The sequence below is a fragment of the Paenibacillus sp. 453mf genome, from assembly GCF_900116105.1.
Lineage (GTDB): Bacteria > Bacillota > Bacilli > Paenibacillales > Paenibacillaceae > Paenibacillus > Paenibacillus provencensis.
Genome location: NZ_FPAC01000015.1, coordinates 1 through 24,451 on the forward strand (window position 1 = coordinate 1; position 24,451 = coordinate 24,451).

Here is a 24,451-nt window from a genome sequence, read left to right on the forward strand (position 1 = left end):
GTTGGTGGGTTTGAAGTAAGGTCTCAATCCAACGTTTGAAAAGCTCGAAGCCGTCACGATGATTTCCAAATTGAAGCGGATTCCCTAGAGCAATCCCACGAAAGCTGACGGCCCTGGCTACATGGGTCTCTTGAGCGATATCTACGCCGACCACTAAATGATGAACGGTAATGTTTTCAATGAGTTGATTTTGTTTGTTTTGTGCTTTAAACTTCATGATAGAGCGACCTCCAGATGGGCTTTTTGAGGCAATGACCTCGTGCGTAACCCCATCATAACGAGGCGTTCTTTTTTATTCAAACTCCAAATATTCGTATTACAGGAATTCTAACGGGATACGACCGACCGTCAGTAGTTACGAATTATATTTTGGGAAAAACGAATCTTCAAAACACAATTTTGGGCCTGGTGATCGAAGAGAAGAGAGAACTATTAACTCCGATTATCGAGAAGGCGATTCCTGAAAAGAAACCTAAGATTATAAAAAACAAAAATATTATTCAATTGACCACTAATAAACGGGGGCGCCGCTGTAAATACAACAAGAAAAAATGTATTGAGATATTACATCAGGTTTCAAACCATCTAGGTACGAACTTTACTAAGATGGATTACCTTAGGTTTAAACGCAACCATAAAGCTTACCCTAGTCCAATCACCATAGTTAAGCATGTTGGCGGCAAAAATGCCTCCTGGGTAGAGGTGTTACGTATCGCTGGTTTGTATGACAAAAACCTTCCTATTGCTAAATAGAAGGACAAGCAGTAAGAAAAGTGTAATTAATAGAAAGTAAAAAGACAGTATAGCAAGAAATAATGCTAGATTTCCTTTGAAGTGTCTATCAAGTATAATTATACATAATCATATATCGGATTGTAGAAGCACCTCGAAGTGGGCGTCAGTCTATTTTGTGGTGCTTTCTGCCTTGTATTGCTGCTACAGTCTTCAATCTAACTAATTATAACGGAGGGGGATTTCTAATGAATTTCAAATCGCTAGCAAGATTGATGGGAATTCTACCGGATAATAGTACTGACTCGAAAATTGTTGCGGAGCACTTTGAGGCAGTGCTTATTAATCAGATGAATTTACCTTTTAAATATAAGGAGTTTTCGAACTTATTATCCGAAGTTTCTGATACGAATAAACGTTCCATGGCAAATTTCTTGAATCTAAAAATAAGAGCAACAACAGATCGTCCTTTCCCTGACGGACAGTTTATCCAGCTTCTACGAACCCGAATGAACAAAAAAGAAGTAAAATCGAAGGTAATTCAAGCGCTAGTAACGCAGATTATTCCGCTATACGAAGATATGGACGAGCTTAACGTCGAAGGATACTTGGCAGAGGAAAAGAATTTGATAGAAAGTTATGGTCCATGGCATTATTATTGGTCACTTCGCTTTTTCCCAATTGAAGATGATCGGATAAAGGAGCGTTTAATTCAACTTGAATCCGACCTTCCAGATCCAATACGGGATGAGGTGGATAAGTCTAATCTAGATTCCAATCTTCAAGGTAAGAAAAAGCCAGACGAAAGCAAGGAAAGCCTCATTATTGTCCACGAGAGAGAGCTTCGACAAAAAGCTGAGCAGGTGATTGCTTACATTACAGAGAGAGCTCAGAACGCTCGAGAAGAGCCATCAGCGATTAACTAGCGAATATAACATGCTGAAGACTGACTATGAATCCAATGAGAAAATTGTGATCGAGCTTCAGCAATTCTCTGAAGCCGAGAAAATGAGAGCCTCGACGCTGGAGCGAGAAAAGCTCGAATTAGCAAATCAGCTACGAAAGGCTCAAAAAAGTATCGACCTTCGGGAAGCAAGTGAGCAGAATCTGAAAACTAAACATGAAGCAGAGATAATTCGATTTAAAAGCGTAATCAATCGATTGAACAGTGAATTGGCTTCCTTAAAAGAGCAAGGGCGTACTGAGCTTATGGTGGATAGAATAATTCAAGTTTTGAACTTGAGAGTGGATAACCTGTATGCAATCATGCGCGGCAGCAGCGCTCCTCAACAAAAGGAATTGATTAGAGCAAAACTTAGCGATGCTTTACTTCTGATTAACTCATTAGAGTCATTCTTTAAGTCCACTCATGACGAATTTTCTTCCAAGACAGAGTCTTTTTACTCCGATTCCTCGAACGGAGCACCGGCTATATCAGATCTTGATCGGATTACGAAACCAATGGAGATTAGAGATGAGAGTACTCAACAAAAAGAAACTGAGAGTAGCAAACCAAGTTTAGGAACATTTTTCCGCAAGGATCATGGTGGATACATTGTGATGGAGAACAATGAGACTTTCAATATCCCGGAGTCCGTGGTTAATTCTATTGGACTCGAGCATGAAGCTGAGGTTGCTTGTGAACCTCAGGCACGAGAAGATGGATCAGTAGCTCAGAATATCCAACTATTGTTGCAAGGTGATGATTCACACGCCCCCATCCATCAGTATATGGGATATATCGAACTGGGGAGCCACTTTACTTACTATTGCGTGGATATAAACAATCCAGAGAATAAGTTCCCGATCTATGAGAAGGACGTGGATATGCAGGATCCACAAGATGGTGATCCGTGCTCGTTTAATGTAGCGATCGGCGGTGACTACGCCAGATTATCTAGAGTGTTTAAACGGACTGAGCCTCTGGCAACGCATGAATCCTTATTGAAGACCAAAACATCCAACCGATCAAAAGCTGAGAAACAAGTGGGGGAACGTTTTCTTGAAGGCTGCAAAATCGTCATTGTAGGTGGCTTGTCTAAATGGTTTGAAGTGGTGGTGAAGGAAACAGGTGCAGAGCTTATTCATGAGACTGGAGAGAATCCAGAGCGAATACATGCTCAGCTCCGTCGCGCAAATGCGATGTTCCTGCTCCTTTCCGCCAATTCTCACAAAGCGACGTGGAGCTGTATTGATATCGCCAAAGAGAATCGAATTCCCCACTTCCGAATTGAAGGATCGAAATCGAATCTTCGGATGCAGCTGTGGGAAAATCAGCAAATCATTCGCGGCGAGCACGTCCATGGTGAACATGAGTAAGTTAATCGTATAAGAGAAAAAACAAGCTTTAACAATACGATCTCGTATTTACAGTCACTATCACTCGACGTATAATTAAAGCAATTGAATACGGATATGGGGAAGCACCCCTAACATGAACCATCAGTCATGTTAGGGGTGCTTTCTCGTTTAAAGGGAGAGTGTATGGGGACTTGAGAAAGCTTGTATTGAGCGTAATATTAGCAGTTTTGCTTTCCGGATGCAGCGGAGGAGTAAATTCTACTCCAGGGGTGTACGAACCCTTGCAGGAATCATATGATGCATATGATGCTACCGTATTGTCCGGACAGCAGGCGGACAGTAGTTTACAGCGATTGAAGGAGCGTTTAGCAGTTATCGTTGTAAAAGGCAAAGATAGTTATGTATTTGGTGATGCTGAAAAGGCGGTTCCACATCTTAGTCACTTTAATCAAATGGATTCGTATGACCGTGAGAATGTCATCGACATAAATGGTACGTATCACAGCCTTGTACTAAGAGATATGAACAATAAAGTCATTGGGATACAACTGACCGAGCGGGAAACCACGCATATTGTATCCGAGAAGCCATAGTAGAAGCCCGCTTCCTCTCAAAGGAGCTGCTTCGTATACTATTATGATAAAACCTTCACTTCTCTATATGAGCAACCGATGTAAAAGAAGAACTGAACAATAACTTATGTCGTGAGACTATCGAAGTATGCTATGGCTGCTGCAAAATTATATTGTTGCTAGTTTCTTAAATATCGGGGGAGACTATTGGTAAACATTGCACTCGCAGAGAGAAAGCAGGTATTTAATATAGAGTAGGAAAAGGAAGGGGATTCAGTGTGAGAAGGTTAGATATAGACCTTACATCTTATAGTGCATCAGAAAGGACATTTGTCGATCTATTTGAGATATACGGTAGAGAATCTCTTATAACTGAATTTTTGTTGGGCCTAGAAAGAGAAGATGCCACGGTAAAAGCATTTAAAGAATTCGCTGGCATTCAGAAAGACCCCTTTGCAAATAGGGAAGTATTTCTCGCTTCCCTCCATGTGACGACCAACAATGACTTTTGTGAAACTCTAAAGAGGAAGGGCCTACTTAATCTACAGAGTGCTTTAATAGAAGATACCCCTCTGAAGGTGTTCTTCCAGGAACACGGAATTACCGTAGATCCGAATCGGGCCGAACTAACACATCAAGGGAAGACATACAAGCTAAATCCCCTTTCCAGATACGCAACTGGTGAGGGTGAGGAATGGCATATTCAGCAGGTTTCGTTTAAGTTGTATAGGGATGAGCCGGTATGGGGATTTGTTTGTTCTAATAATGTATTTGGTTACGGAGGTCATGTGGATAAGCGTCCAGAATTTCTGAAAGATGTAGGGGATCTTGTGGGCATCCCAGAAATGGTGAATCAGTGGGAGGAGCAGACATCAACGTACATCCTAAAGTTTAGTCTGCCGAACCGAAAATATGATTACCCTAAAGAATTGGAGTTTCTAGGTGACCTCGTTGTTAAAACTGTATATGACTACCTTATACATGGGGGTCCGAGAGAGAACGTAATCTCCTATTTACCTATAGGGGAGAAAGTGCGTTCTCACGAAATTGTTTTCTACTACACAGTCGACGAGTTTAATCGATATCTAGATAGTTAAACAGGTGCCACTCTCAGGAGCTACTCGTTATGCTTAATATGAGTGCTGCCCTGAAATCTTTTTTGATTAACTACATAAGCTATTTTGTTATCTGGAATTCGCATAGTTTTTGATATATAATTGTAATAATCAAATATCCTAATGGGGAAGCACCTCATAAGAAATCAGATGATTTCTTATGAGGTGCTTTTTTTGTTCGCTCAACTCCGGAAAGCAAACAAGATAAACCGGCTAATGGCCAATTAAAAGCAAAGGGGATGCTAGAAATGTTTATGAATAAGAAGCAAAAAGGATTTGGAAATAAGGTAGCTCTGATCACAAGTTTAGGGTTTGCAATTGTACTGCTAACTTCGTTAGCGATCGTTGCCGCGTGGTCAGACCAAGAAGAAGTTTACCCTACATACGAGGATGTTAAAGAGGAAATATCAGTTTCAGCAGGCGATTATAAATTGGATAAACAGGCGTACATAGGAGATCCTAATGCACCGGTTAAGGTTATTGAGTTCATTGACTATAAATGTCCTTACTGCAAGGCATGGAACACAGAAAATTTTGATGATTTTAAAGAAAAGTACATCGATACCGGCAAGGTTCAGTTCTTTGTCATAAACTTCTCATTTCTTGGTCCCGATAGTCTTAAGGCTGCGATGGTTGGGGAGATTCTTTGGAAGCAAAATTCGGAGGCGTTCTGGGAATACGAAAAGGCTATCTATGAAAATCAAGGCGACAAGGGAACGATATGGGCTAATGAAAAGTTTCTTCTTGATTTGATCGAGAAGCATGTTCCGCACGGGGACGCTGCAGCGGTTAAAAAGAGCCTAGATAATCTAGAAGGTCTTTATGAAGTTAAGGAAGATCTCGCTATTACACAAGCAAATGGTGTTCCGAGTGTTCCGACTTTCATAGTGGACAGTAAGCAGTATACAAATCCGGCAATTAGTGATCTCTACGAAATCATTGATTCGAAGCTAGTAAAGTCTCAATATTGAGAGCAGCGTATTATAAAATTTACAATGTTGCAGAGCTACTTATGAAGATAGATTAACCGGATAAGAGAGTAGTTCGTTTTATTTTTCTTTTTCCACCAACATTTCATTTGGAGGGATATCACATATGGCTAAAGTGCTTGTAACTGATGATGCAGTTTTTATGAGAATGATAGTAAAAGAGATACTTATAAAAGGAGGGCATGAGGTGATTGCCGAAGCTTCGAATGGAGTAGAAGCTGTTGCACAGTACCATCTACATAAACCCGATATTGTGACTATGGACATTACCATGCCTGAAATGGATGGAATTCAAGCAGTGAAAGAGATAAAAAAGAGCTTTCCTGAAGCAAAAATCATAATGTGCTCTGCAATGGGGCAGCAGGCTATGGTCATAAAGGCTATTCAATCCGGGGCCAATGATTTTGTAGTTAAACCGTTTCAAGCGGATAGGGTATTAGAGAGTGTAGATAAAGTCTTAGGGTAACCCAAACAGTAAGAAATTCAATTAAGAACTTGTTGTCTTGAATACTGAAGAAATCATAAGTTATACCTTGCTTGAAAGAGTTTTACTTAAATGACCAGAGGTTATCATGAATGAGAGTTAATGAATCTAGGCTACGAATGGAAAGGTATCTGTAAAAGATGTTTGCCAGTTTCAGTAAGGAAAGCAGGTAGATAAGTTGGAGTTAATTGATTGGCTTGTGATTATATTTGTTTTTTGGTTTCTCTGTAGTCTTATAGTCATTTGCATAGGAATTACTGTTATAGCACGATACAGGCGCCTTCTAAAAGAAAAGAAACCAAATGAGGGGGAGGATATTAATAAGCAAATTTAGTGTAAATGACCAGGTATATCAGACTTCGACACTCACAAGGAGTCAAGCTTACAGTTGCTTGTGATGTTAAAAGCGAATCTAATGGAAGAATAAATAAACAAGCTTGAAATATTAGTTTTTAAAGGATAATATATTTTTACGATAAATATTTCAGCAGATATTATCGTCTGAAAGCCGTCCAAAATAATGGGCGGTTTTCTTGTGTTAACGGGAAATAATGCGGAGTTTTGGCTCCACGTCTGATTCAGTTTGAAATGAAAAAGACACCTGCTATTTAAGGGTGTCCTTTTACAAGCTATACTTCAATGATCAATACTATACCAAGTAGATACTCCGTCTTCTTGATAACCTAACAGTTCTGTAATACGACCTGCTGCAACGACTCGATCCGAGGGTGTAGTATACGAAAGATGTTCTGAGCGAATTGGTTCGTAAATAGTCTCGTTTAGAAAAGCCAGATAGTAATACGTTTCATCGTAAATAGGGTGAGGAGAGGACTTGACTAAATTTACGATCTTTCTAACATCTTCTTGGTAGTAACGTTCATTTACATTACTTCTTTTATATTTAAACTCAATAACAGCTATAACTTCCTGAATTTCATTTAAGTCGTCCAGCTGTGCGACAGCAAGATCAGCCCTGCTACCTGGTACGTTTATATCTCTGTAATTTAATTCGGTATAGATCCGTAATTTCTGTTCCATAAGTAAATCAGATAAGGAGGAACGAAGATGGAAGTAAAATGCGTTTTTAAGTGAATCTTCTCTTAGTAGGAAATTGTCATGATAATCTTTAGATATATTGTTTTCCCATATCTCTTTTATTGTTTTATGGATTAAACCTTTAATCATATTTACACCTCAAAGCATTGAAATTTAATGACGTTAATTATATTTATAAAAGAGAGTCGATATGATTTATATAACAAGTCGGTTCTTAAAAACTGAGTTTGTACTTCATAAGCTTGCGTTCTCCTGATTGGGTAGATTGATACAAAATTCCATCCCCAAAATAGTAAAATTCATTATATACCGAGTTATCATAACTGAAGGTGGCTAGTCGTCCCAAGCTCTTTTCATCCATAAAAGTAATTTTATCATCATAGAGGAACATGAGGGTACCGTCTTTTGATGTTGTCACAGAATAAGCAGAATCGGATCCCAATGAGAGATTTTTGACCAGTCCTTTTTTATCGAATAAATGAATTGTGTTGTTCAGAATAAAGTAATATCCTTTTCCATCAGAAGTAAATATCTCTGAACGCGAGTAAGATTTATTTACTTTGAATGTTTTTTTCCACAATAGTTTTCCTTTCTGATCTTTGGCCATCAATATATGTAATCCTTGTTGGTTCGTATCTGAATATATTACTGTCCCGTCGCGTAGTACACCTTCAACGAAGAGACCATTTACTTTTTGCGTGAACTTTAGATTAAACTTACTGTCATAAAATGAATAGGTTGATTTATATTCTTTCCCTGTACCAGACCAATTTTTAATCGTCACAAAATAACCATTTTGATAATCGTTGATGAATTCTGAGACCTTCTTTTTCTTAATCAACCTTCCTTGTTGAGTAAAGTTGTATGTCATATAGCTAGAAGCTGAAAGTTTCAAATAGACAAGAAGGGTACCGTCCTCTAGTATGTATTGTCCTACAGCTCCTGCAGCATTGGTTGTTTTATCAGTAAAGGTATAGGTCCATATTTGTTTCCCTTTCTGATTAAAAGCTCGTAACTTGTAATAGAGATCTTTAGAACTGCCTTTCCTATGGCCAGTGACTACAGAAATAACTCCTTGAGAAGTAACCTGATTTAAGTAACCAAAATAACCAGATAAAACGGAAGTTGAGTTAATGATATCTACTTCTGAGCTTTTTGCACCAGTCTTATCATTGAGTACAGAAATAACGTATTCATCTCCTATAGTAAACAGGAGATTATTGACTTTACGTACGTCACCTGTTCGGTGATCAACTACCCATTCAGGATCGGGGAGTTCTTTTACCTTGTTATCCGAAGCCATTACTTTCGGATTCAACGGACTTATGGCCAAGCAGATACATAATAGAATCAACACTAACGTTCTTTTCATTTTTTTCCTCCTATTATCATGAATACAATCCATTCGTTTATCGGTTAAAACATGGTCCCTTATTAGAGAAAGCAAATGCTGTTTACGGTTTGCGAGGACTTAGGAGAAATTGATTGAGTACGAAATGGTGGATTTACTAAAATTGTTATTGATATAAGAACGTTTGTTTGAGTATAATATACAAACAAATGTTCTTATAGGGGTGATGAATATGCTGCCTGATTTCGAGCGCAAGATACTTAGAATTCTATACAACTACATTAATCAGCGGAGAAGAATGCCTACCTTAAATGAACTTGAAACTAAAACGGGGCAGGATAAGAAACGGATATCAGAAGCTCTGATGTTCCTGAAAAAGGACAACTACATATCATGGGATGATCAATCTGATTTGAATACTATTATCATTCTTGAGGGGTGGGAAAGGGAGTCCTCACGTCCTCAGCCACAAATTACAGATAGTGGTTCTGTGGATTATTGGACCAGGTATTAATTTTATGAAAAAGCTGAGAGGAAACGGTATTTTTGAAGGATCGAGAATAATATATCCTGAACATCGAGAAGCTTGGACACGTAGGAGAAACGAGCTTGAACGAATGGAGCATCGTAAGCCTAATCTCGATGAACAAGAAATACGGCATATTGAATTTTTGTTAGTCGACTCCTTCAATAATCGGAAACCAATTACTTTAACGGTTTATCACGAAGTTGAAAATAAGAGATACATTGGTATCGTGACAATAATTAGTGCGAGTAATCGTGAGATCAAACTAACTGTATTTAAAGATGAATGGCATTGGATTAACATTGGGAATATTGTATCCGCAAATCTTTGATTTCTGTGATCTAACAGCTTAGAGACACTTTGTATTAAAATGAGATTTATGACGCCCTTTTCGATTGAGTGAAGGGCTTATCTCTTTGCTTGCTTATATGGCCCTAAACATAACGAGCTCACGATGTAGGCGTTTTGGATGTCCTGTAGGCAAGGTAGAGAAGGGCCTGGAGAGAATAAGACGGTTCGGGTTTATGATAGAACAACTGCTGCAATCTCAGTAGATGCTCTATATACTAAGGAGATATACGATTAAAGATAGGGGGTATAATGACAACAAAAAACGTGGGTCTCTAAGAAACCCACGTTTATTGCAGCTGATTTTTATAACTAATATAATTGTATTCATTATTCCTAGATAATATACCATCGTCCTTCAAATCTTACTGATAAGAACACTCCGTATATAACAACACAACAATGGATATTATAGTTATTACATCCGTGAGAATTAGCATAAAAAACCGTCTTCTGTGAACTGCACCCCTAATGTTAGATGGTGTCTAACATTAGGGGTGCAGTTCACTATGCGGGTGGCCTTCATTTACTACTTTTCCATCAACAATTCAAAGCAGTTTAGTAAAAGTACATAAGTTTGCTCGAAGGTGAGCTCACCTTTAGGGTTGAATTGATTCTTCGCCATGCCGTTCATTAAGGAAAGGTTTACTGCTTGATATACCTGTTCCTTTGCCCAAGGTGAGATTTTTGTATCGTCCGCGAACAATGAAGTTGTAGTAGATCCAGCAGCAGAATCGGTTGTACCCTGCAGCTCTTTTGTTTTTTCATATACCTTAATGATAAGCGCGGCTGCTTGTTCTCTAGTAATCGTTGCTATTGGAGAGAATGTATTGGGCGATGTACCGTTAATGATGCCGTTCTGGTTTGCCCAAGTAATGTTCCAATCATCTATATCGTTAAAAGGGGACTCGACGCCTAATACATCAGTATATAGATCACGACCAAGCACCGTTTCGATCATATGTACTGCCATCTCTGTAAATTCCATTCTGTTGATCGACCGCTGATAAGATCGATCAAATGGCCATCCAATAAGTCCGTTTGCTTTTGCCTGCATGTAATCCGCCTGAGCCCAGTTACTTACTTTGTTTTCTTCCGGAACATCTTCCACTTCAATGTAGACAATACTTCTCATTCCTAAGTAATTATTAACAGAAATCCAAGTTGATCCCTTACCTATAGCTGTGACTTTACCAGTTGAATCAATCTTAACGATGCGGTTATCTCCGCTCTCAAAGGTATTTCCGCTGGTCTGGAAGCCTTCAGCAAGGCCCATTTGAAGGGTCTCTCCTTTATTAAGCTCGATATCATAGCGAGCCAATAAAGTAGGCATTAGCTTGAAAAACGTTGTCGTGAATTTAATCTCCGTTGGACTTCCTCCAACGGTGTATATACCTGTAATTTCAACGTCGAAGGCATCATCCATCGCAAAATCCCCTATCCCATCAGGTCTGAAAACAATTGCGAAAGAAACCCCATATGGTCCTGTATCCACATTAAAATACTTGCCGGATTTATCCTTGTCGTTCTCATCAAAGCTCCATACTTTTCCGTCCCTCACTCGGGTTAACTTCACTTGAATCTGGTCGGTTTTTTTTCTATCATACTTCTCTGGATTCATAGATACAGACCATGGATCGATTGTTCTGAAAACTTCTTCAGGAAAGTAACCTGCAGACGGCCAGGCGATGTAATCATACTGGACCTCGGACTTTGGACGGCTTTTGTCAAATGCGTACATCGATTCGTATGCAACGTTGTTAGTTGCATGTGCCATGCCGAACATGGTTTGTTTCATCTCTGGATTGATGATCCATCTGCGGTGTCCTACACGGTCGATATTTGATGCGCTTCTGTCAGCCATATAACCTAGCACGTTGTTATAAAAAGTTGGGCCTCCGGAGTATAGGTTGCTTGTCCTTGCTCCTTCTTTACCTGAGGCATATAACGCTTCGTCTATACCTGCAGGTTTGCTTGGATAATGAGTTAGTTGTTTATTTGCTGCGATAACCATTGCAGCCGCCTGTTGCTGGTCTGCAAGTGAATAGTTTGCTGTAACGTCATCTGGTAATCCAGCCAGGTACCTTACAAAATTAACAGCTCGAATACCATCCTCAACATATTTGGATTTTATCCTGCCTGCTTTAAAGGGAGCTGTGACGCTGGGAGATTCTGAGTAAATTTGGTCAGCCGGCATGTAGGCTGTTCCTGTTTCCATGGGCTTGTATTGTTCCCATTTATTCAAGACATCCTGTTTTGTTCGTTGCTCCGTCAGCTGCTGTACATTAGCTGCCTGTGCATCGGGGGCCGATAAGACTGTAGCGATCAGCATTGCCGCAGGTAGAATCAGCCATTTCCTCGATCTTCTGAGTGATAATTTCATCGTTTTAAGCCACCTTGCTTAAGTATTTTCTCCCTTAATTCCACAAAGATTAATCTATCGGAAATTTAGGACGTATTTATATTTATCGGAAGGTTCATCAGGATATCTTACAAAAATTGACCCTTCAATTTGTGCTGAAGGAGAGAATCGGTAGCTGCTGAATCTTTCTTGCTTCGTTTTTACGCCTGTTTACCTCCGCATGGTAATAAGGGCAAAACGACTAAATCTTTCAGGAGACTTATACAATGATAAAGTAAAGAGGAAGTAATTAAAAAAGTAAATAAAAAGTATATACATAAGCAAGGTAAATATATATTATATAATTACCAATATTTTTAGGGAGGATTTAAAAATGATTATTATAAAAATTAAGGAAGTACCTACAACAGCTTCAGGACTTAAAGAGCGCACTTCGCGTGCTTGGAAAGCTAACATAAAGAAATATATTAATGAGAACAGATTGATTGTTGTGCACCAGGGAGTTATTTTGGAAGAGTACGAAGTGAATTCCGTTATGCCGGATAGATTAGAACTTAATAGGATTTGTTTTGATTTGACCGAAGTACAAGACAGTCAATTAAGAGGTCTGATTATTAACTACAAGACCAGCAATCCTTGTACCATAATGGATGCTGAAGAGCTTGGAGATATTATTATGGTGAATGATACAAGGTACTGTACAGTGAAAGCTGAAGGAGATCTCGACTTGAAAACTTATAGACCGGTAATTCAGAGAATTAAAATAAAAAAGCTCGACCGCGAAGAAATTAGATTTGCTTACTATAATATTGATGACGAAGGAAAACATCATTTTCAACCGAGGCCTCTTGACTTAGTAGAAGATGAAATGATTGCATTGATTGCTCAGGGCGTGAAGAAAGGGGTATTTAGCAAGGATGGATTGAGCAAATTACGTGATTTATTTATTCAAATCTCTGCTACAAGCAGTAAGGAGAGCTAATATAAGCGGCTAGATTAAGATCGACTAAAGAAGAGGAATTACGATCACATAAAGACTATCCGGAAAGAAAGCACACTTCTGTAATTCAGAGCTATAAGGAGAGTATGAGGAAAATGAAAAACAAAATAATAATGTCTGTCTTGCTATCATTAACTTTGTTGTTGAGTGGTTGTAGCAATACAGAAGAGTTAATACATACGGAAGTAAGGAATGATACACAAAATGAAACGACTGTAGAACATCCTGCTAATGTAACTTCTGATGATAAAAATACGGATCCCGAAGCGAAACCAGATAAAGAAAGAGATATTGATTTTTCGAAGTATGAGCTCATTGAAATAGACGGTGGTGATTTGTCTGGATTTCGCAAACCAAATGCTATCGTTGACATTGGCTATGGGAATAGAGAATATTGGGCATTTACTAATGAACACGGCCAATTAATACGAGTGATTGCAGACGAAATAGTCCTACAAGATGACCGTAACGAACCCGTCTTATCAAATGGTAGATACTATAACGATGAGGCAAAAGTACCTGGTGTCGAAAGTGACAGCTTAGATGAAGGACACATTATTGCTGATTCTTTGGGTGGGGTATCAAATGCGTACAACATTACTCCGCAAAATAGTACACTCAATCGTCATGGTGACCAAGCATATATGGAAGAAGTAATTCGTAGCGCAGGTGGAGCAACTAATTTTGAAGCGATCATCACTTATCCGAACACTGAAACCCAGATTCCTTCAAGTTATCAATATATCTATACCGTGAAGGGTAATGAAATCATTGATACATTCGAAAATGCGAACCCTGACGAAATCAATGAATCACTCGGTTTAACAAAAATTACTGAGTATGATCCAGTGGATACAAATAAATCCATTGCCAGTATCGACACAAACGGCAATGGAATTGTGACCATAAAAGAAGCAAAAGCAGCCGGCTTCAGTATGCCAATTACTAGTGAGCATTGGCTTTTTGAATTTATGCGAGATGGTGATGGTGACGGAATTGTGGGTGAGTAATCACTGCAAACGAGAAGAGCCAGATTACCCTCTAATGGGTATCTGGTTTTTTATGTGATCATGTAATGAAAAAAAAGCACGTCACAAAGTCCATAGGGGACAAGTGATGTGCTTCACCGGTAAAAATTTATCGTTTAAAAACTTCATCAAGTCGTTCTTTCAGTAATTCGCTATTTCTCCGACGATGAGTCCGCTGCTCCGAGATGATTTGTGCAGCCGTTTTCGGAGAAATTGCAAATAGTAAAGCGTCCTTTGGCTGACTACCTACTGCCTCGGATACAACACCATTGATTGATACATATACTTTAGTTTTCGGCATGTTGCAACCCTCCTATTAACATTCGCACAAGATCGAAAGCCAGTGCATTATTGTTCATTATAGCACGTATCACGCTGTCTTTGGAAGACATGAACTTTTCAGTATTCCACTCAGGGTCGCACGGTAGGTGGAAGCTCATTACATGATTTGGGAGTCGGAGGCAATAATAAAAGGTGCAGTTTGCTTCCTTGAAGAATATCCGGTCTCCAAGATTACTGTACGTAAGAACGACGTAAGAATCTTGGTTGTCCATCAGATAATACTCTTCTCCCGTAGCATTTCCCGTCCTCCCTAATAACACCATACGGTCATGTTGAAACTTGTACAGCGTTACGGCCGAGCAATTATCATAAGAACCCACAGGCTCTTTTACAAATCCATAGTCATGTTCAACGACATTACCCGTAACTGAGACTTTAAATGACTCCAGAAGTGACTGAACGTTGTGGATCTCAGCAATACTCATACATGGAATTGCCCTGGACAGGGTATCATAAAATTGATCATATAATTCCAGCTGCTGCTCATTCGTTTCAATTGTGTCTTTGAAAGGCATAAGCCGGATTCCTCTCCGTAACAGATCGCTGAAATAACCCTTCCAATCTGGAGCTACAGCTAGATCAATACTCTCAAAGTAGATCCCTCTTTTAACGATGTCATGGATGAAAAACCATACATATGGGTCCACGTGGGAAAATAAATCAGTCTGGCGAAGTGCAACGACAATTTCTCCAGCCGTTGGGTATGAGGAGGTCTCTGCTATATGGGCCTTTTCGTATTCCTCAATAATTCCCTTAGCCTTGGAGAAATATTCAGTTTTAATGGCACTATCCACAAAAACGAGAACTGTTTTGCGTTTGTTACATGCTTCAATCAGCTCCATATGCGTTACAGTACGCTGCGATTGTTCGTAGAAAGTGCCGGCCTTGTTGCTAATGAAGAGCAAAAAGGCATCACATTCCCTAACACATTCGATACACTTTTGTACTGGGTTACTATGAGAATCCCATGCCCCAAAATTTCGTTCAAAGAGCATGGGCTCGTGGCCGAGCTCTCTCAAAATCTCCCACATATTTCCCCGAAGACGGCTAAGAGTATCTTGTGCAACTGAGCTAATAAAGATCTTGGTCTTGGTAAACAAAGCAAGTGTCACATCCAATCAGATTATGTAGTTCATATAACAAATTATAGCGTATTCCTGCATGTCGGTTAATTTTTATAGGCATGTTTTTTATTTAAATATTCCGTTGACGGTAACATCGTATTACGTCATACATAATTCCCTTACCAAACACACGTTCCGTTCGGATTGTTATGATATAATATAGGTAAAAAGATCCAGAAAAGAGGGGTGTCAATGGAAGTTAATTCACTGCTTCGTTTAGAACAAATTGCTGAAACTGAATTTTCGTTGATTACAAAGTTTTATGACGAAGAACAGGAGCGGTATATTGTTTTAAAAGAAACAAAAGGAAATTTGGATCGCTATACGAGCCTTTTATTTGAAAGAGAAGTAGGCGCATTACGCCGGCTACGTCATAATCATATCATTGAAATGTATGACTTTGGATTTTTACCTGGTGAGAACGGTGGCAAAAAGGGACGAATTTTTCTTGAGCATATTAGCGGCGAAAACCTTCAGACAGTAGACCGATCATTGATTGATTATACGGACAAGATTAGAATTATCTTGCAGCTTATTGATGCTGTTGAGGCTGCTCACAGCAAAGCTATATTACATAGAGATATCAAACCATCTAATATAATGATCGTCGATCACAGACAAGCGAAGCTAATTGACTTTGGGCTTTCGAAGATCAAGGGGATGGTGACGGGTGAAACCACTTATAAATTTGGTTCAAATCATTATTCAGCTCCAGAAGTGGGGTATCATCCAGAAAATGCTTCTTTTCAAAGCGACATTTACTCTTTAGGGGCCTCCATCTATTTTCTCTTGACTGGATGTGTACCCGGTTTGCCTGAAAAGCTACAGATATCTATTTCACAGAGTTCCGACATTACGCCACCCTTAAAGAACATCCTGATAAAAGCTGTCGAATCTGATCTAGAAGCAAGATATGAAACTATCACAGACTTAAAACGAGATTTAGCTCAGATAATCGGGGACCTTATGTCGGTTACAAAGTTCTCGATTAAATTCCCTTTCGATTTGCTCGAGCAGGCCAAAAGACAAAAATTTGTACCAAAGAACGTCAAACTCAGTGAATTTATTGATCAATACTTAAATAAGTGGTTTGAAAAAGATATCTATGGGTTCGTTGAATCCAGAATCAAAAGTGGCAGGTTGGAAGATGGAGATGAAGTGTCGTTTTTCTCAACGAACGGATACCTTTTGAAGGGCTTGTACAAGGAATACGACGAATATTTTCTTCTTAATGACATTAAATTTCTCAAACAGACTGATCGGTCGCGTTATGAGAAAAAGTACTTGCGTATAGCTGGTAAAGCTATATTTAGCCATTCAATAAATCAAGCTACACAGATGGATTTCCAGACCTACGAAGTTGTAAGTGATCTCGTGGATCATCGGATCGAGTATCAATCAGATGCGAGTAAGCAAAATGAGTTTGAAAAGTTCTTTGGAATCTGGACAGACTATCTCGAAAACGAGAAAGAGTTACTAGTTTCAGCTGCAAAAAGTTTTGACTATATGAGCTATAGCTATAATGCAGAGGATCATACGATGGAGTTCGAATTGCAGGATTCAACGGTGGAAAGTTTTGGATTTACAAATGAAACAACCATCATATTTGATCCCAAACTAGAGGATCCTGATCGAAAGTATAGAACAAAGCCAGTGAAGATCGGAAAGTTCAAGGAAATCACTTATCAGGACGAGACAGTGTATCTTGTAGTTGAATCATCGAAAAAAATCAATGGGATTCCACGTTCAGGGAAACTTGTTGAAGACTATCGATTAAAAACTAAATTAATTGATAAGCAAATGAGCGCTATCCGTGCGTTGAATAACGATGAGGCCATATGCAATGAGAACTTAAGGGATATTATTTTAGGTTTTGAAAGCCCTAAATCTATAGGTAGTTTCAATAACATCGACTTCTTCAATAAGAGATTAGATGCCAACCAAAAAGAATCAGTAAAAGTGGCCTTGAATACATCCTCGATTGCAGTCATACAGGGTCCTCCTGGAACAGGGAAAACGACAGTAATTCGCGAGTTTGTGAATCAGATTTTACACCGTAATAATGCAGATATATCACAGGAAAATTTTAAAATTCTAATTGTGTCACAGTCACATACCGCTGTTGACAATGTATTGGAAGGGTTAAACTTTCCACAAGATTTTAAAACGAAAGCAGTCCGGATTGGTCAAGATGAGAATATCTTGCCAGCTATTCGGGACAAATACAGTGTCTCAAACGTCAGAAACATATGGTCTAAGGAAACAAAAGATGCCTCTAACCGGAAGATGATTGATCTAACCACGCAGTATGGAATTGATCCGGATGAGCTAAAGCGATACGTTGATATGTACTCTAAAACAAGCCGTTCAGAGGAGGAAGAGTTACTAATTCAGCAATTCGAGTCCAGATATCAGGATGAACCAGAAAAGCAGCGGATTATACGAACTGCTATTATTCAAGATAACTGGGTAAAGCGTCTTGGAATTGCCAGTGATTCAGAATCACGACTAATTGAAAATGCAACCATTGTCGCGGGTACCTGTACCGGTTTTAATTCAAATCCCTCTACACGGAATATGAATTTTGATTATGTCATTGTTGATGAAGGAGCGAAAGCGAGTGTACCAGAACTTCTTATACCGCTCCTTAAGGGAAGTCGGTTGATCTTAGTTGGAGATCATCAACAATTACCTCCTGTACTCAATACAGATGCCATAAAGCTAACTTCACATGGAAAACAAGAAGATTTTGAGAATGGTATGTTTAAACGTCTCTATGATAACTTTCCAAAATCCAACCGAATCCGCTTAACGACTCAGTACCGGATGCACCAAACTATCGGTAATATGATTAGTAGAGTGTTTTATGGTAATGAGATTCAGACTGGGATTCCCAATGAAGAACGGACTCATGAACTAAAATTGTATCAAGGAAAACAATTGATATGGGTAAGTACGAGTAAGGAATGGAATCGGAGAGAAATAAGGCATAAGTCAAATGAAGATAGAAATACCTATAAAAATGAGAAAGAAATGCAAGTTATTAAACAAATGCTTTGGGAGTTTGATAAAGAAGAGGCCTCCCGTAAATATGAAATCGCAGTAATTACAGGTTACAGCTATCAAAAGTCTATTATAAGAGATTTTGTCGCAAGGGCTGACTTTAGAAATATCAGCAATATTGAGGTGAATACGGTCGATGCATATCAAGGAAAAGACAAAGACATTGTCATTTTTAGTACCGTCCGGAGCAACAAAAATAATGATATTGGATTTCAGAAGTCAGCGCAGAGAATCAATGTAGCATTGTCCAGGGCACGAAGGCTATTAGTCATAGTTGGAGATAAGGATCATTTCATGCTAAATCGACAACCTACAAACAAACTTCCAGAAATTGAGCGTTATATGTCTCAAACAGACGGCTGTGAGATTATTGAATACAAGGAGCCAAGTCATGCGAGAAAATGATTACATTCTAAATTTGAAAACTAAAATCCCTCCACAAATAGACGGTCTACGGTATTTGAAGACGATTACGATCGGCATTCCTTACGTTCGTATGAAGTTGAATATCACTACTCGCAGGGAGTATCATCTTCCCTTGGCTCATGAAGTTGTTCTCCGCCTTATTGCTGAGAAATGGACGAACTATGAGGAGATACGTGAAGTGCTTGGCGTTGATAAAGACTATCTTGACAAAATTCTCTTGGAGCTGGGCGTAGCTGATTACATTACCCACGTAGGGAGGGAGATCTCCCTATCTGCTGCGGGAAGGAAGGTTCTGCTCGATTTAAAATCCATAAGAATTGAACCGGATTATATGGATAATGTCTACTTCAATATGCTCACTGGAGAAATTGTTAAAGAAGAGAGCACGTACAGGTCCAAGTTGAAAAACAAATCTAAATGTATGGTTTACCTAAATAACATAGAAGATATATCTGGAGATTTTCTTGCCAAAAACGAACATGAAATTAAAGAGTTGTATAATATAAGGGTTAGGGATAGCCGTGACAGATATATGGGAGATGAAACTGTTGGTAGTGATGAATTGTACCGGGTTATTACTATAGAGGACTATGACCGGGTGTACGATCAATTGCCAGCCCATGTTTACTACTCCCATGACAATAAGAATATTGTTTTCGAACTTGGAAACGACGATAATAAAGAATTGTATTACAATTGTCTTAAAGAACAAATGAAAAGTCACCCTAAATCATTTGATGAAATATATGATACGAGGCAGTTTTTTCAACGTAAAGAATCCACTTTCTTTAAATGGTATCCTGAAGAGGAGTATGCCATACAAACTTTAGAGGATAAGCGATCTGTGTTTACAACTCATCTCCAGAGTTCAAGTATAGACATAGAGCAGATCCACAGCAGTTGTTTTACAGAACGCCTTTTGATGTACCAAGAATACCAAGATATTCTACGTTCTCTAACTCAAAAGAAACCTAGAGAAGTCGTTATTATTACTGATAATTTGTACATGTTAGAGGAGAGTGAATATAGCCTTTTGGCTTTAATTGAAGCAATCTCCAAAAATTCATTGATCTATATAGGACATGGGGAAAAATCAAATTCAGTCATCAAAAAAATCAAAGGAAAGATAAGTGGAAAGCGTGTTGCGACTAAAGAATTTTCTGATATCAGAGGAACTCGAATTATAGTAGATAATGAGTACATGCTAACTATTCATCTTATACCATTTGCTGTAAAAAGTGAGTACTTACTGCAGGAGGTTGGCATTTTGACTTACGACAAAACACATCTAGATTTAATAAAAGGTCGATTTCCTGATCTTATGCCCGTTAAGGATAATTGAACAGCTGTTTGTCGAGGGACAAGACATCGAAAGTCGCTTTTCCTGATCTTATGCCCGTTAAGGATAATTGAACAGCTGTTTGTCGAGGGACAAGACATCGAAAGTCGCTTATTAAGCGGCTTTTTTATTTTATCGATACAAGTTCTTGTCCCGAGCCAAGGACAAGAACTTGTATCGATTACCGATTAGATGATTATCTAAGTAATAGGGGTAGTACCAGCGAAGCTGCCACCACCCGCAAAGTAGATGTAATTAAATGGGAAATTTATTGATAACCACATTATACTCCTGCTGTGCATCGGTGATCGCCAGCTTTGAATAGACCTCCAACGACTTACGGCTTTCGTGGCCCGAATATGGCTGTATAAGTGCGTCATCGATTCCCTGCTTTTTAAGCCAGGTCAAAAGGAAATGTCGCAGCTTATGCGGCGATAGATTTTGTATAAGACCAGCTTCTTCCGAATATTTGGCCAGAATCTTTCGTATTCCCCGATCCGTATATTTTTTCTTCCACGATGATTCGAACAGGTAAACCGCCTGCTTCTTTTTCATTGAATCAGCGTGCATGGCCAACATTTCTTTGAACGATTGAGGGAATGGAACAATGCGATCCTTGCTCCCCTTGCCCTTGTTAATCCGGATCTGACAGTAATGAAAGTCTATATCGGAAAGTTTGATATTGATAAGCTCACTCACACGAACACCGGTATAAAGTAGCGTTTTGACGATCATCATATCCTGAAAATTTTTAACCTGCCAAACCACATCATAGTACCGTTTAAGCTCCTCTTCCGTAGGGACATAGGGAAGCTTTTTTGTTGTTTTCGGAATCTCAACTTCTAGCTCCGACCGGAGATGCTGGAATAAACTTTTGAGATAGGCATAATCAGGCCGTTCCCCCCGGAGATATTTGGACAATTCCTTTGCTTTTCGTTTCGGTGAAGTGCGTTTCTCGGTCACGCAATAACACCTTCTTCCAAAGGCAAGCGCTCACTCATGTTCAATCGGAACGTACCGTAAGGGTTTACGTGCGTATAGATCAGCGGCGTAAGCGCTCGGAAATCTTCTGGGGTCATCAAGTCGAACCATTTCCGGTCAGATAAAATACTTTGCAGCATAATGGTATTGATGTATACCAAGCAGTTTTGCACCAGATGGAGAGATAACACGGACAACTCCTGGTCTTCTAAACGGTTGGTGGCTATTTCCCCACCTTTGCCGTAAAAAATGAAACTGTTTGCCGAATTCCAATTCTCAACAACATTTAGACCTGCGTTGATTTCTCGGCGCAACTCCTCTGAATGGAGGTAATCACACAGGAATATCGTTTTAACCGCCTTACCGAGTTCTCCCAACGCTTGATATGTCGGATGTTTTAGATTATTCCGGGTAAATCTTTTCAAGATTGCCTCCGTCTCGGCAGTACCGAGGCGAAGCGCTGTTGCATACTTCATCATCTGATCGTACTGCTGACGAATCAGTTCCCAATTAATCGGACGTGTCAAGACCGGCTGCAAGTTTGGGTAGGCTTCGGTCATGCCTGATTCAGGTCTGTATAGCTTTTGCGAATGAATCGCTTTAAGCCTCGGCATGAGCTGAAAGCCCAAAAGGTAACAAAATGCGAAGGCTACCTCGCTCTGGCCATGTGAATCTACGTAATTTTTTTCCACTTCCATTTCGGTACAGTGACGCAGCAATCCATCCATCATCGCAGCGACTTCAGATGAGGAACATGATTTGAGCTGCGAATAGATGCACGTCGAGTTTTTATCAACGTGCCAGTAAATCATTACGCCGCGGCCACGGTATCGGATATGCCATTCCGTCATAAGGTTTTGATCCCATGCGCCGAACTTTTTAGAATCTGATGCACATGACGTAGTAGCATCACCCCAAACATCTTGCATCTTTACCCGGAAAATAGCATTTACCACTTCTGAAATAGCATTACGAAGATTATCTTTATGGATAAATTTGCGGCGAACGTAAAGTAAATCTTTGTATGATTCACCATGCTCACCGGCACTCACACGTTTTAAACCAGCATTCGTTCCAAGGCCGTATAGGGATAGAATCAGTCTCTTTTGTAGCGTGTCCCGTCCTAGCGCCTCACGAACAGCGACCGTCCTGAATTTCTCCGTAAAGCCGACGCGGAGATCTGCCTCTTTTAAAATATCCAAGAGGCTCGTCATTGGCCATCGTCGAAGCATCTCAGTTTTCAAACGTGACAGATTGATTGGTTCCGCTTGTGGTTCTAACGGAGACAGACTAATCCAACCATTTCCTTTCTCCGTGATCCGAACTTTGTCGTTTTTCGGGAGGCCGGTATCGAGCTTTTCCAAGCCTTCTTTCATGGCTTGCTTTAACGTTGAAATGAAGGCTTCAGCATCTAGAGGTTGTTTTAGAGCCTTGTAATTTTCTTCTCGTCGTTCTTCAAAATCTATAGGCAAATCTTCGTCCGGATTCCGGTACCGATTCGCACCACTCACCCAAATTTCCTTGCAGCGAAGTTTTTCCCTTAAAGCCTGTAACGCACTAATTTCATAGTTCATCCTGTTAATTCGTTCTTGGCCTTTTTCGTCCTTTTCAATGATTATTTCCTTATTAACGCTGCGAATAACTCCATCAATCGGAATATCTTCGGTGAGTGGCAAATAGTGAAGCCCGGTATCCGCATATTTTTTCACCATCTCCAAGGCGCGAATCACAGGTTGGTGAACCTCGTTATTCGAACGAAATTCGAGAATGCCTAAAATTTCGGGAACCATACGGCGATAATGGCTGCTGTATGAGGCCCTAATAATCGTATGAATCTTTTCCCGGTAGGCTGGGCCGGTGTGTTTGAATTCTTTCACGAGATCCTGCAACGTTTGCTGGTTGACGACCGGATATATGACTTCTCGAATGATTCCGTCAGGATTATTAACAGCAGATTGCGCCAAGTTAAATAAAATGCCGTACTTATTGCTTACCTTGCGTAAGTCATTCAAAATTTCCTTTTCAACTTTTCTCTCCGCCCGAACACCAATACGATGAACAATTTGAATAAGCAGCTCGATCAGGTTGTCCGTAATCTCCATGCTCCGTAGCCAAAAGAAAGCCGATAAAAGTGTATAGCGGATCGGATCAGGATGCCGCCGCAGTTCTCGAAGATCCTCTGTCGCAGTCCGCTGCCGATACTTGGTCAAAACTTTAAGAGGGATTTCACGAAACAGATCATCCGGAAGTTCCAGATTTCGAATCGTTTGCAGCTTGCTTACTTCTCTTAACACACTTTCGACACCTGGTTTGCCCGGATCGGCCTTCAGCTCTTGAAAAGAAAGAAGTCCCTCGTCGCTGCTTGAACCGCCCTGGTCTTCATCCAGAAATGCGATATTATCTACAAGTGAATCCAATTTAGACAAAGACGCCGTAGGCAGTTTTTCCAGTGTGGCTTGGAAAAATTGTTCCTCATATGTTCGGATTGCGGTTCTGATAAGTCGCTCGATGCGATCAGCCGTAGGCGGTACAACTTTCATATCCCGAAATCGCCGGTATACGGTCTCAACCAAATGTTCGAAGTCGTGATCCTGGAATAACACACTTTTGCATAGCCAATCGATTACCTCTTCAGCATCATTGATGGTATCCTCACGAAAGCCAAAGAACTCCCTGATTTGTGTTCGATGGTAGGTGATGGAGCGACCGGCCCAATCGTATTGTGCATACAGCTCTGCCGGTGCCTCGATCTGCTTTGCTATGTATTGAATGACTGCTTTGGGCACTTCGAATTTATGGAATGGGAATCGCGCTTCATATTGGAAAAACTTAAACAGAACAGCAAACCCCAACCGAGTCTCCCCCGACTTATTGCCGACTTGCTGCATTTCATTTGGAAGAAATGTGAAATGCTCAATTAACTCCTCCAGCTCCCAATTTCGCTTCATATGATACCCTCCGAAAAAAGTTCCTAAAATGGTTAGAATCGGAATTTTAATCATTAAATTTAGTATACCGAAGCATACTTAATGAGGCAATGTGGAGCAAAAAGCTATCATATTCCAATTACCTAATCAAAAACGGAACTTTTGCAAGATGGAATAGCCGAAGTGATTGGAATGAAGACGATGAGGGAAAAGTATATAATGGTGTTTCCATATTCTTCTTCAAAAGTTGAAAGAGGTGATCTTTATGCCAAAAATTCCGCTTATACAGTCATACATGATAATTATGCTTTCAGTCGGTTTGCTGAACCACGTCATTATTATACCGTTACTGCTCGGTGCTTCAGGGCGAGATGCCTGGCTGGTA

General features: G+C 39.8%; 19 protein-coding genes and 1 pseudogene. 12 read left to right on the plus strand and 8 right to left on the minus strand.

Annotation, left to right across the window (positions count from 1 at the left end; genetic code table 11):
* Positions 1 to 217: pseudogene (locus tag BM415_RS24005) on the minus strand (IS110 family transposase); the annotation flags it as partial.
* A gap of 152 nt (positions 218 to 369) precedes the next feature.
* Between BM415_RS24005 and BM415_RS24010 the strand changes: the two are divergent.
* From BM415_RS24010 to BM415_RS24040, 7 genes are all read left to right on the plus strand, one after another.
* Positions 370 to 753 carry a hypothetical protein gene (locus tag BM415_RS24010; RefSeq protein ID WP_090728179.1) on the plus strand — a complete coding sequence of 128 codons (384 nt, stop codon included), beginning with the start codon at positions 370 to 372 and terminating at the stop codon, positions 751 to 753.
* 227 nt (positions 754 to 980) lie between these two features.
* Positions 981 to 1,658, plus strand: coding sequence for a hypothetical protein (locus tag BM415_RS24015; protein ID WP_090728177.1), 678 nt, complete (start codon positions 981 to 983; stop codon positions 1,656 to 1,658).
* Complete coding sequence (locus BM415_RS24020) at positions 1,600 to 3,051, plus strand: DUF2325 domain-containing protein (protein WP_139237059.1); 1,452 nt, start codon at positions 1,600 to 1,602, stop codon at positions 3,049 to 3,051. Before BM415_RS24015 ends, BM415_RS24020 begins: the two co-directional genes overlap by 59 nt.
* Positions 3,052 to 3,314: 263 nt before the next feature.
* Positions 3,315 to 3,626, plus strand: coding sequence for a hypothetical protein (locus tag BM415_RS24025; protein WP_139237060.1), 312 nt, complete (start codon positions 3,315 to 3,317; stop codon positions 3,624 to 3,626).
* 257 nt (positions 3,627 to 3,883) lie between these two features.
* Positions 3,884 to 4,702, plus strand: coding sequence for a hypothetical protein (locus BM415_RS24030; protein ID WP_090728172.1), 819 nt, complete (start codon positions 3,884 to 3,886; stop codon positions 4,700 to 4,702).
* A gap of 266 nt (positions 4,703 to 4,968) precedes the next feature.
* Entirely contained in the window at positions 4,969 to 5,691 is a 723-nt protein-coding gene (locus tag BM415_RS24035) for a thioredoxin domain-containing protein (RefSeq protein WP_170862603.1), read from the plus strand.
* Positions 5,692 to 5,815: 124 nt separating this feature from the next.
* Positions 5,816 to 6,175, plus strand: coding sequence for a response regulator (locus BM415_RS24040; RefSeq protein ID WP_090728169.1), 360 nt, complete (start codon positions 5,816 to 5,818; stop codon positions 6,173 to 6,175).
* Between the two features lie 654 nt (positions 6,176 to 6,829).
* Here BM415_RS24040 and BM415_RS24045 read toward each other — a convergent pair.
* Both BM415_RS24045 and BM415_RS24050 read right to left on the minus strand, forming a co-directional pair.
* Entirely contained in the window at positions 6,830 to 7,378 is a 549-nt protein-coding gene (locus BM415_RS24045) for a hypothetical protein (protein ID WP_090728167.1), read from the minus strand.
* Positions 7,379 to 7,463: 85 nt separating this feature from the next.
* Entirely contained in the window at positions 7,464 to 8,621 is a 1,158-nt protein-coding gene (locus BM415_RS24050; RefSeq protein ID WP_090728166.1) for a hypothetical protein, read from the minus strand.
* Between the two features lie 211 nt (positions 8,622 to 8,832).
* On the opposite strand from BM415_RS24050, the gene BM415_RS24055 reads away from it, so the two are divergent.
* Entirely contained in the window at positions 8,833 to 9,114 is a 282-nt protein-coding gene (locus BM415_RS24055; protein WP_177178858.1) for a hypothetical protein, read from the plus strand.
* An 889-nt stretch (positions 9,115 to 10,003) separates the two neighbouring features.
* On the opposite strand, the gene BM415_RS24065 is transcribed toward BM415_RS24055, so the two are convergent.
* Complete coding sequence (locus BM415_RS24065; protein WP_090728163.1) at positions 10,004 to 11,857, minus strand: S-layer homology domain-containing protein; 1,854 nt, start codon at positions 11,855 to 11,857, stop codon at positions 10,004 to 10,006.
* 352 nt (positions 11,858 to 12,209) lie between these two features.
* Here BM415_RS24065 and BM415_RS24070 point away from each other — a divergent pair, with 352 nt between their 5' ends.
* Positions 12,210 to 12,818, plus strand: coding sequence for a hypothetical protein (locus BM415_RS24070; protein WP_090728161.1), 609 nt, complete (start codon positions 12,210 to 12,212; stop codon positions 12,816 to 12,818).
* 113 nt (positions 12,819 to 12,931) lie between these two features.
* Entirely contained in the window at positions 12,932 to 13,846 is a 915-nt protein-coding gene (locus BM415_RS24075) for a DNA/RNA non-specific endonuclease (RefSeq protein WP_090728160.1), read from the plus strand.
* Between the two features lie 127 nt (positions 13,847 to 13,973).
* On the opposite strand, the gene BM415_RS24080 is transcribed toward BM415_RS24075, so the two are convergent.
* Both BM415_RS24080 and BM415_RS24085 read right to left on the minus strand, forming a co-directional pair.
* Positions 13,974 to 14,165 carry a hypothetical protein gene (locus BM415_RS24080; RefSeq protein WP_090728157.1) on the minus strand — a complete coding sequence of 64 codons (192 nt, stop codon included), beginning with the start codon at positions 14,163 to 14,165 and terminating at the stop codon, positions 13,974 to 13,976.
* On the minus strand, positions 14,152 to 15,318 hold the full coding sequence (locus BM415_RS24085) for a DUF4062 domain-containing protein (protein WP_256209965.1): 1,167 nt from the start codon (positions 15,316 to 15,318) through the stop codon (positions 14,152 to 14,154). The genes BM415_RS24080 and BM415_RS24085 overlap by 14 nt, the downstream gene beginning before the upstream one ends.
* 204 nt (positions 15,319 to 15,522) lie before the next feature.
* Here BM415_RS24085 and BM415_RS24090 point away from each other — a divergent pair, with 204 nt between their 5' ends.
* Both BM415_RS24090 and BM415_RS24095 read left to right on the plus strand, forming a co-directional pair.
* Positions 15,523 to 18,798, plus strand: a complete 3,276-nt coding sequence (locus BM415_RS24090; RefSeq protein WP_090728154.1) for a serine/threonine-protein kinase — start codon at positions 15,523 to 15,525, stop codon at positions 18,796 to 18,798.
* Positions 18,785 to 20,161, plus strand: coding sequence for a hypothetical protein (locus tag BM415_RS24095; RefSeq protein ID WP_090728152.1), 1,377 nt, complete (start codon positions 18,785 to 18,787; stop codon positions 20,159 to 20,161). Before BM415_RS24090 ends, BM415_RS24095 begins: the two co-directional genes overlap by 14 nt.
* Before the next feature lie 252 nt (positions 20,162 to 20,413).
* On the opposite strand, the gene BM415_RS24100 is transcribed toward BM415_RS24095, so the two are convergent.
* Both BM415_RS24100 and BM415_RS24105 read right to left on the minus strand, forming a co-directional pair.
* The gene (locus BM415_RS24100) at positions 20,414 to 21,121 is read right to left on the minus strand and encodes a tyrosine-type recombinase/integrase (protein ID WP_090728150.1); all 708 of its coding nucleotides are present in this window, start codon (positions 21,119 to 21,121) and stop codon (positions 20,414 to 20,416) included.
* Entirely contained in the window at positions 21,118 to 24,087 is a 2,970-nt protein-coding gene (locus tag BM415_RS24105; protein WP_090728148.1) for a Tn3 family transposase, read from the minus strand. Before BM415_RS24105 ends, BM415_RS24100 begins: the two co-directional genes overlap by 4 nt.
* Positions 24,088 to 24,451: the final 364 nt, after the last annotated feature.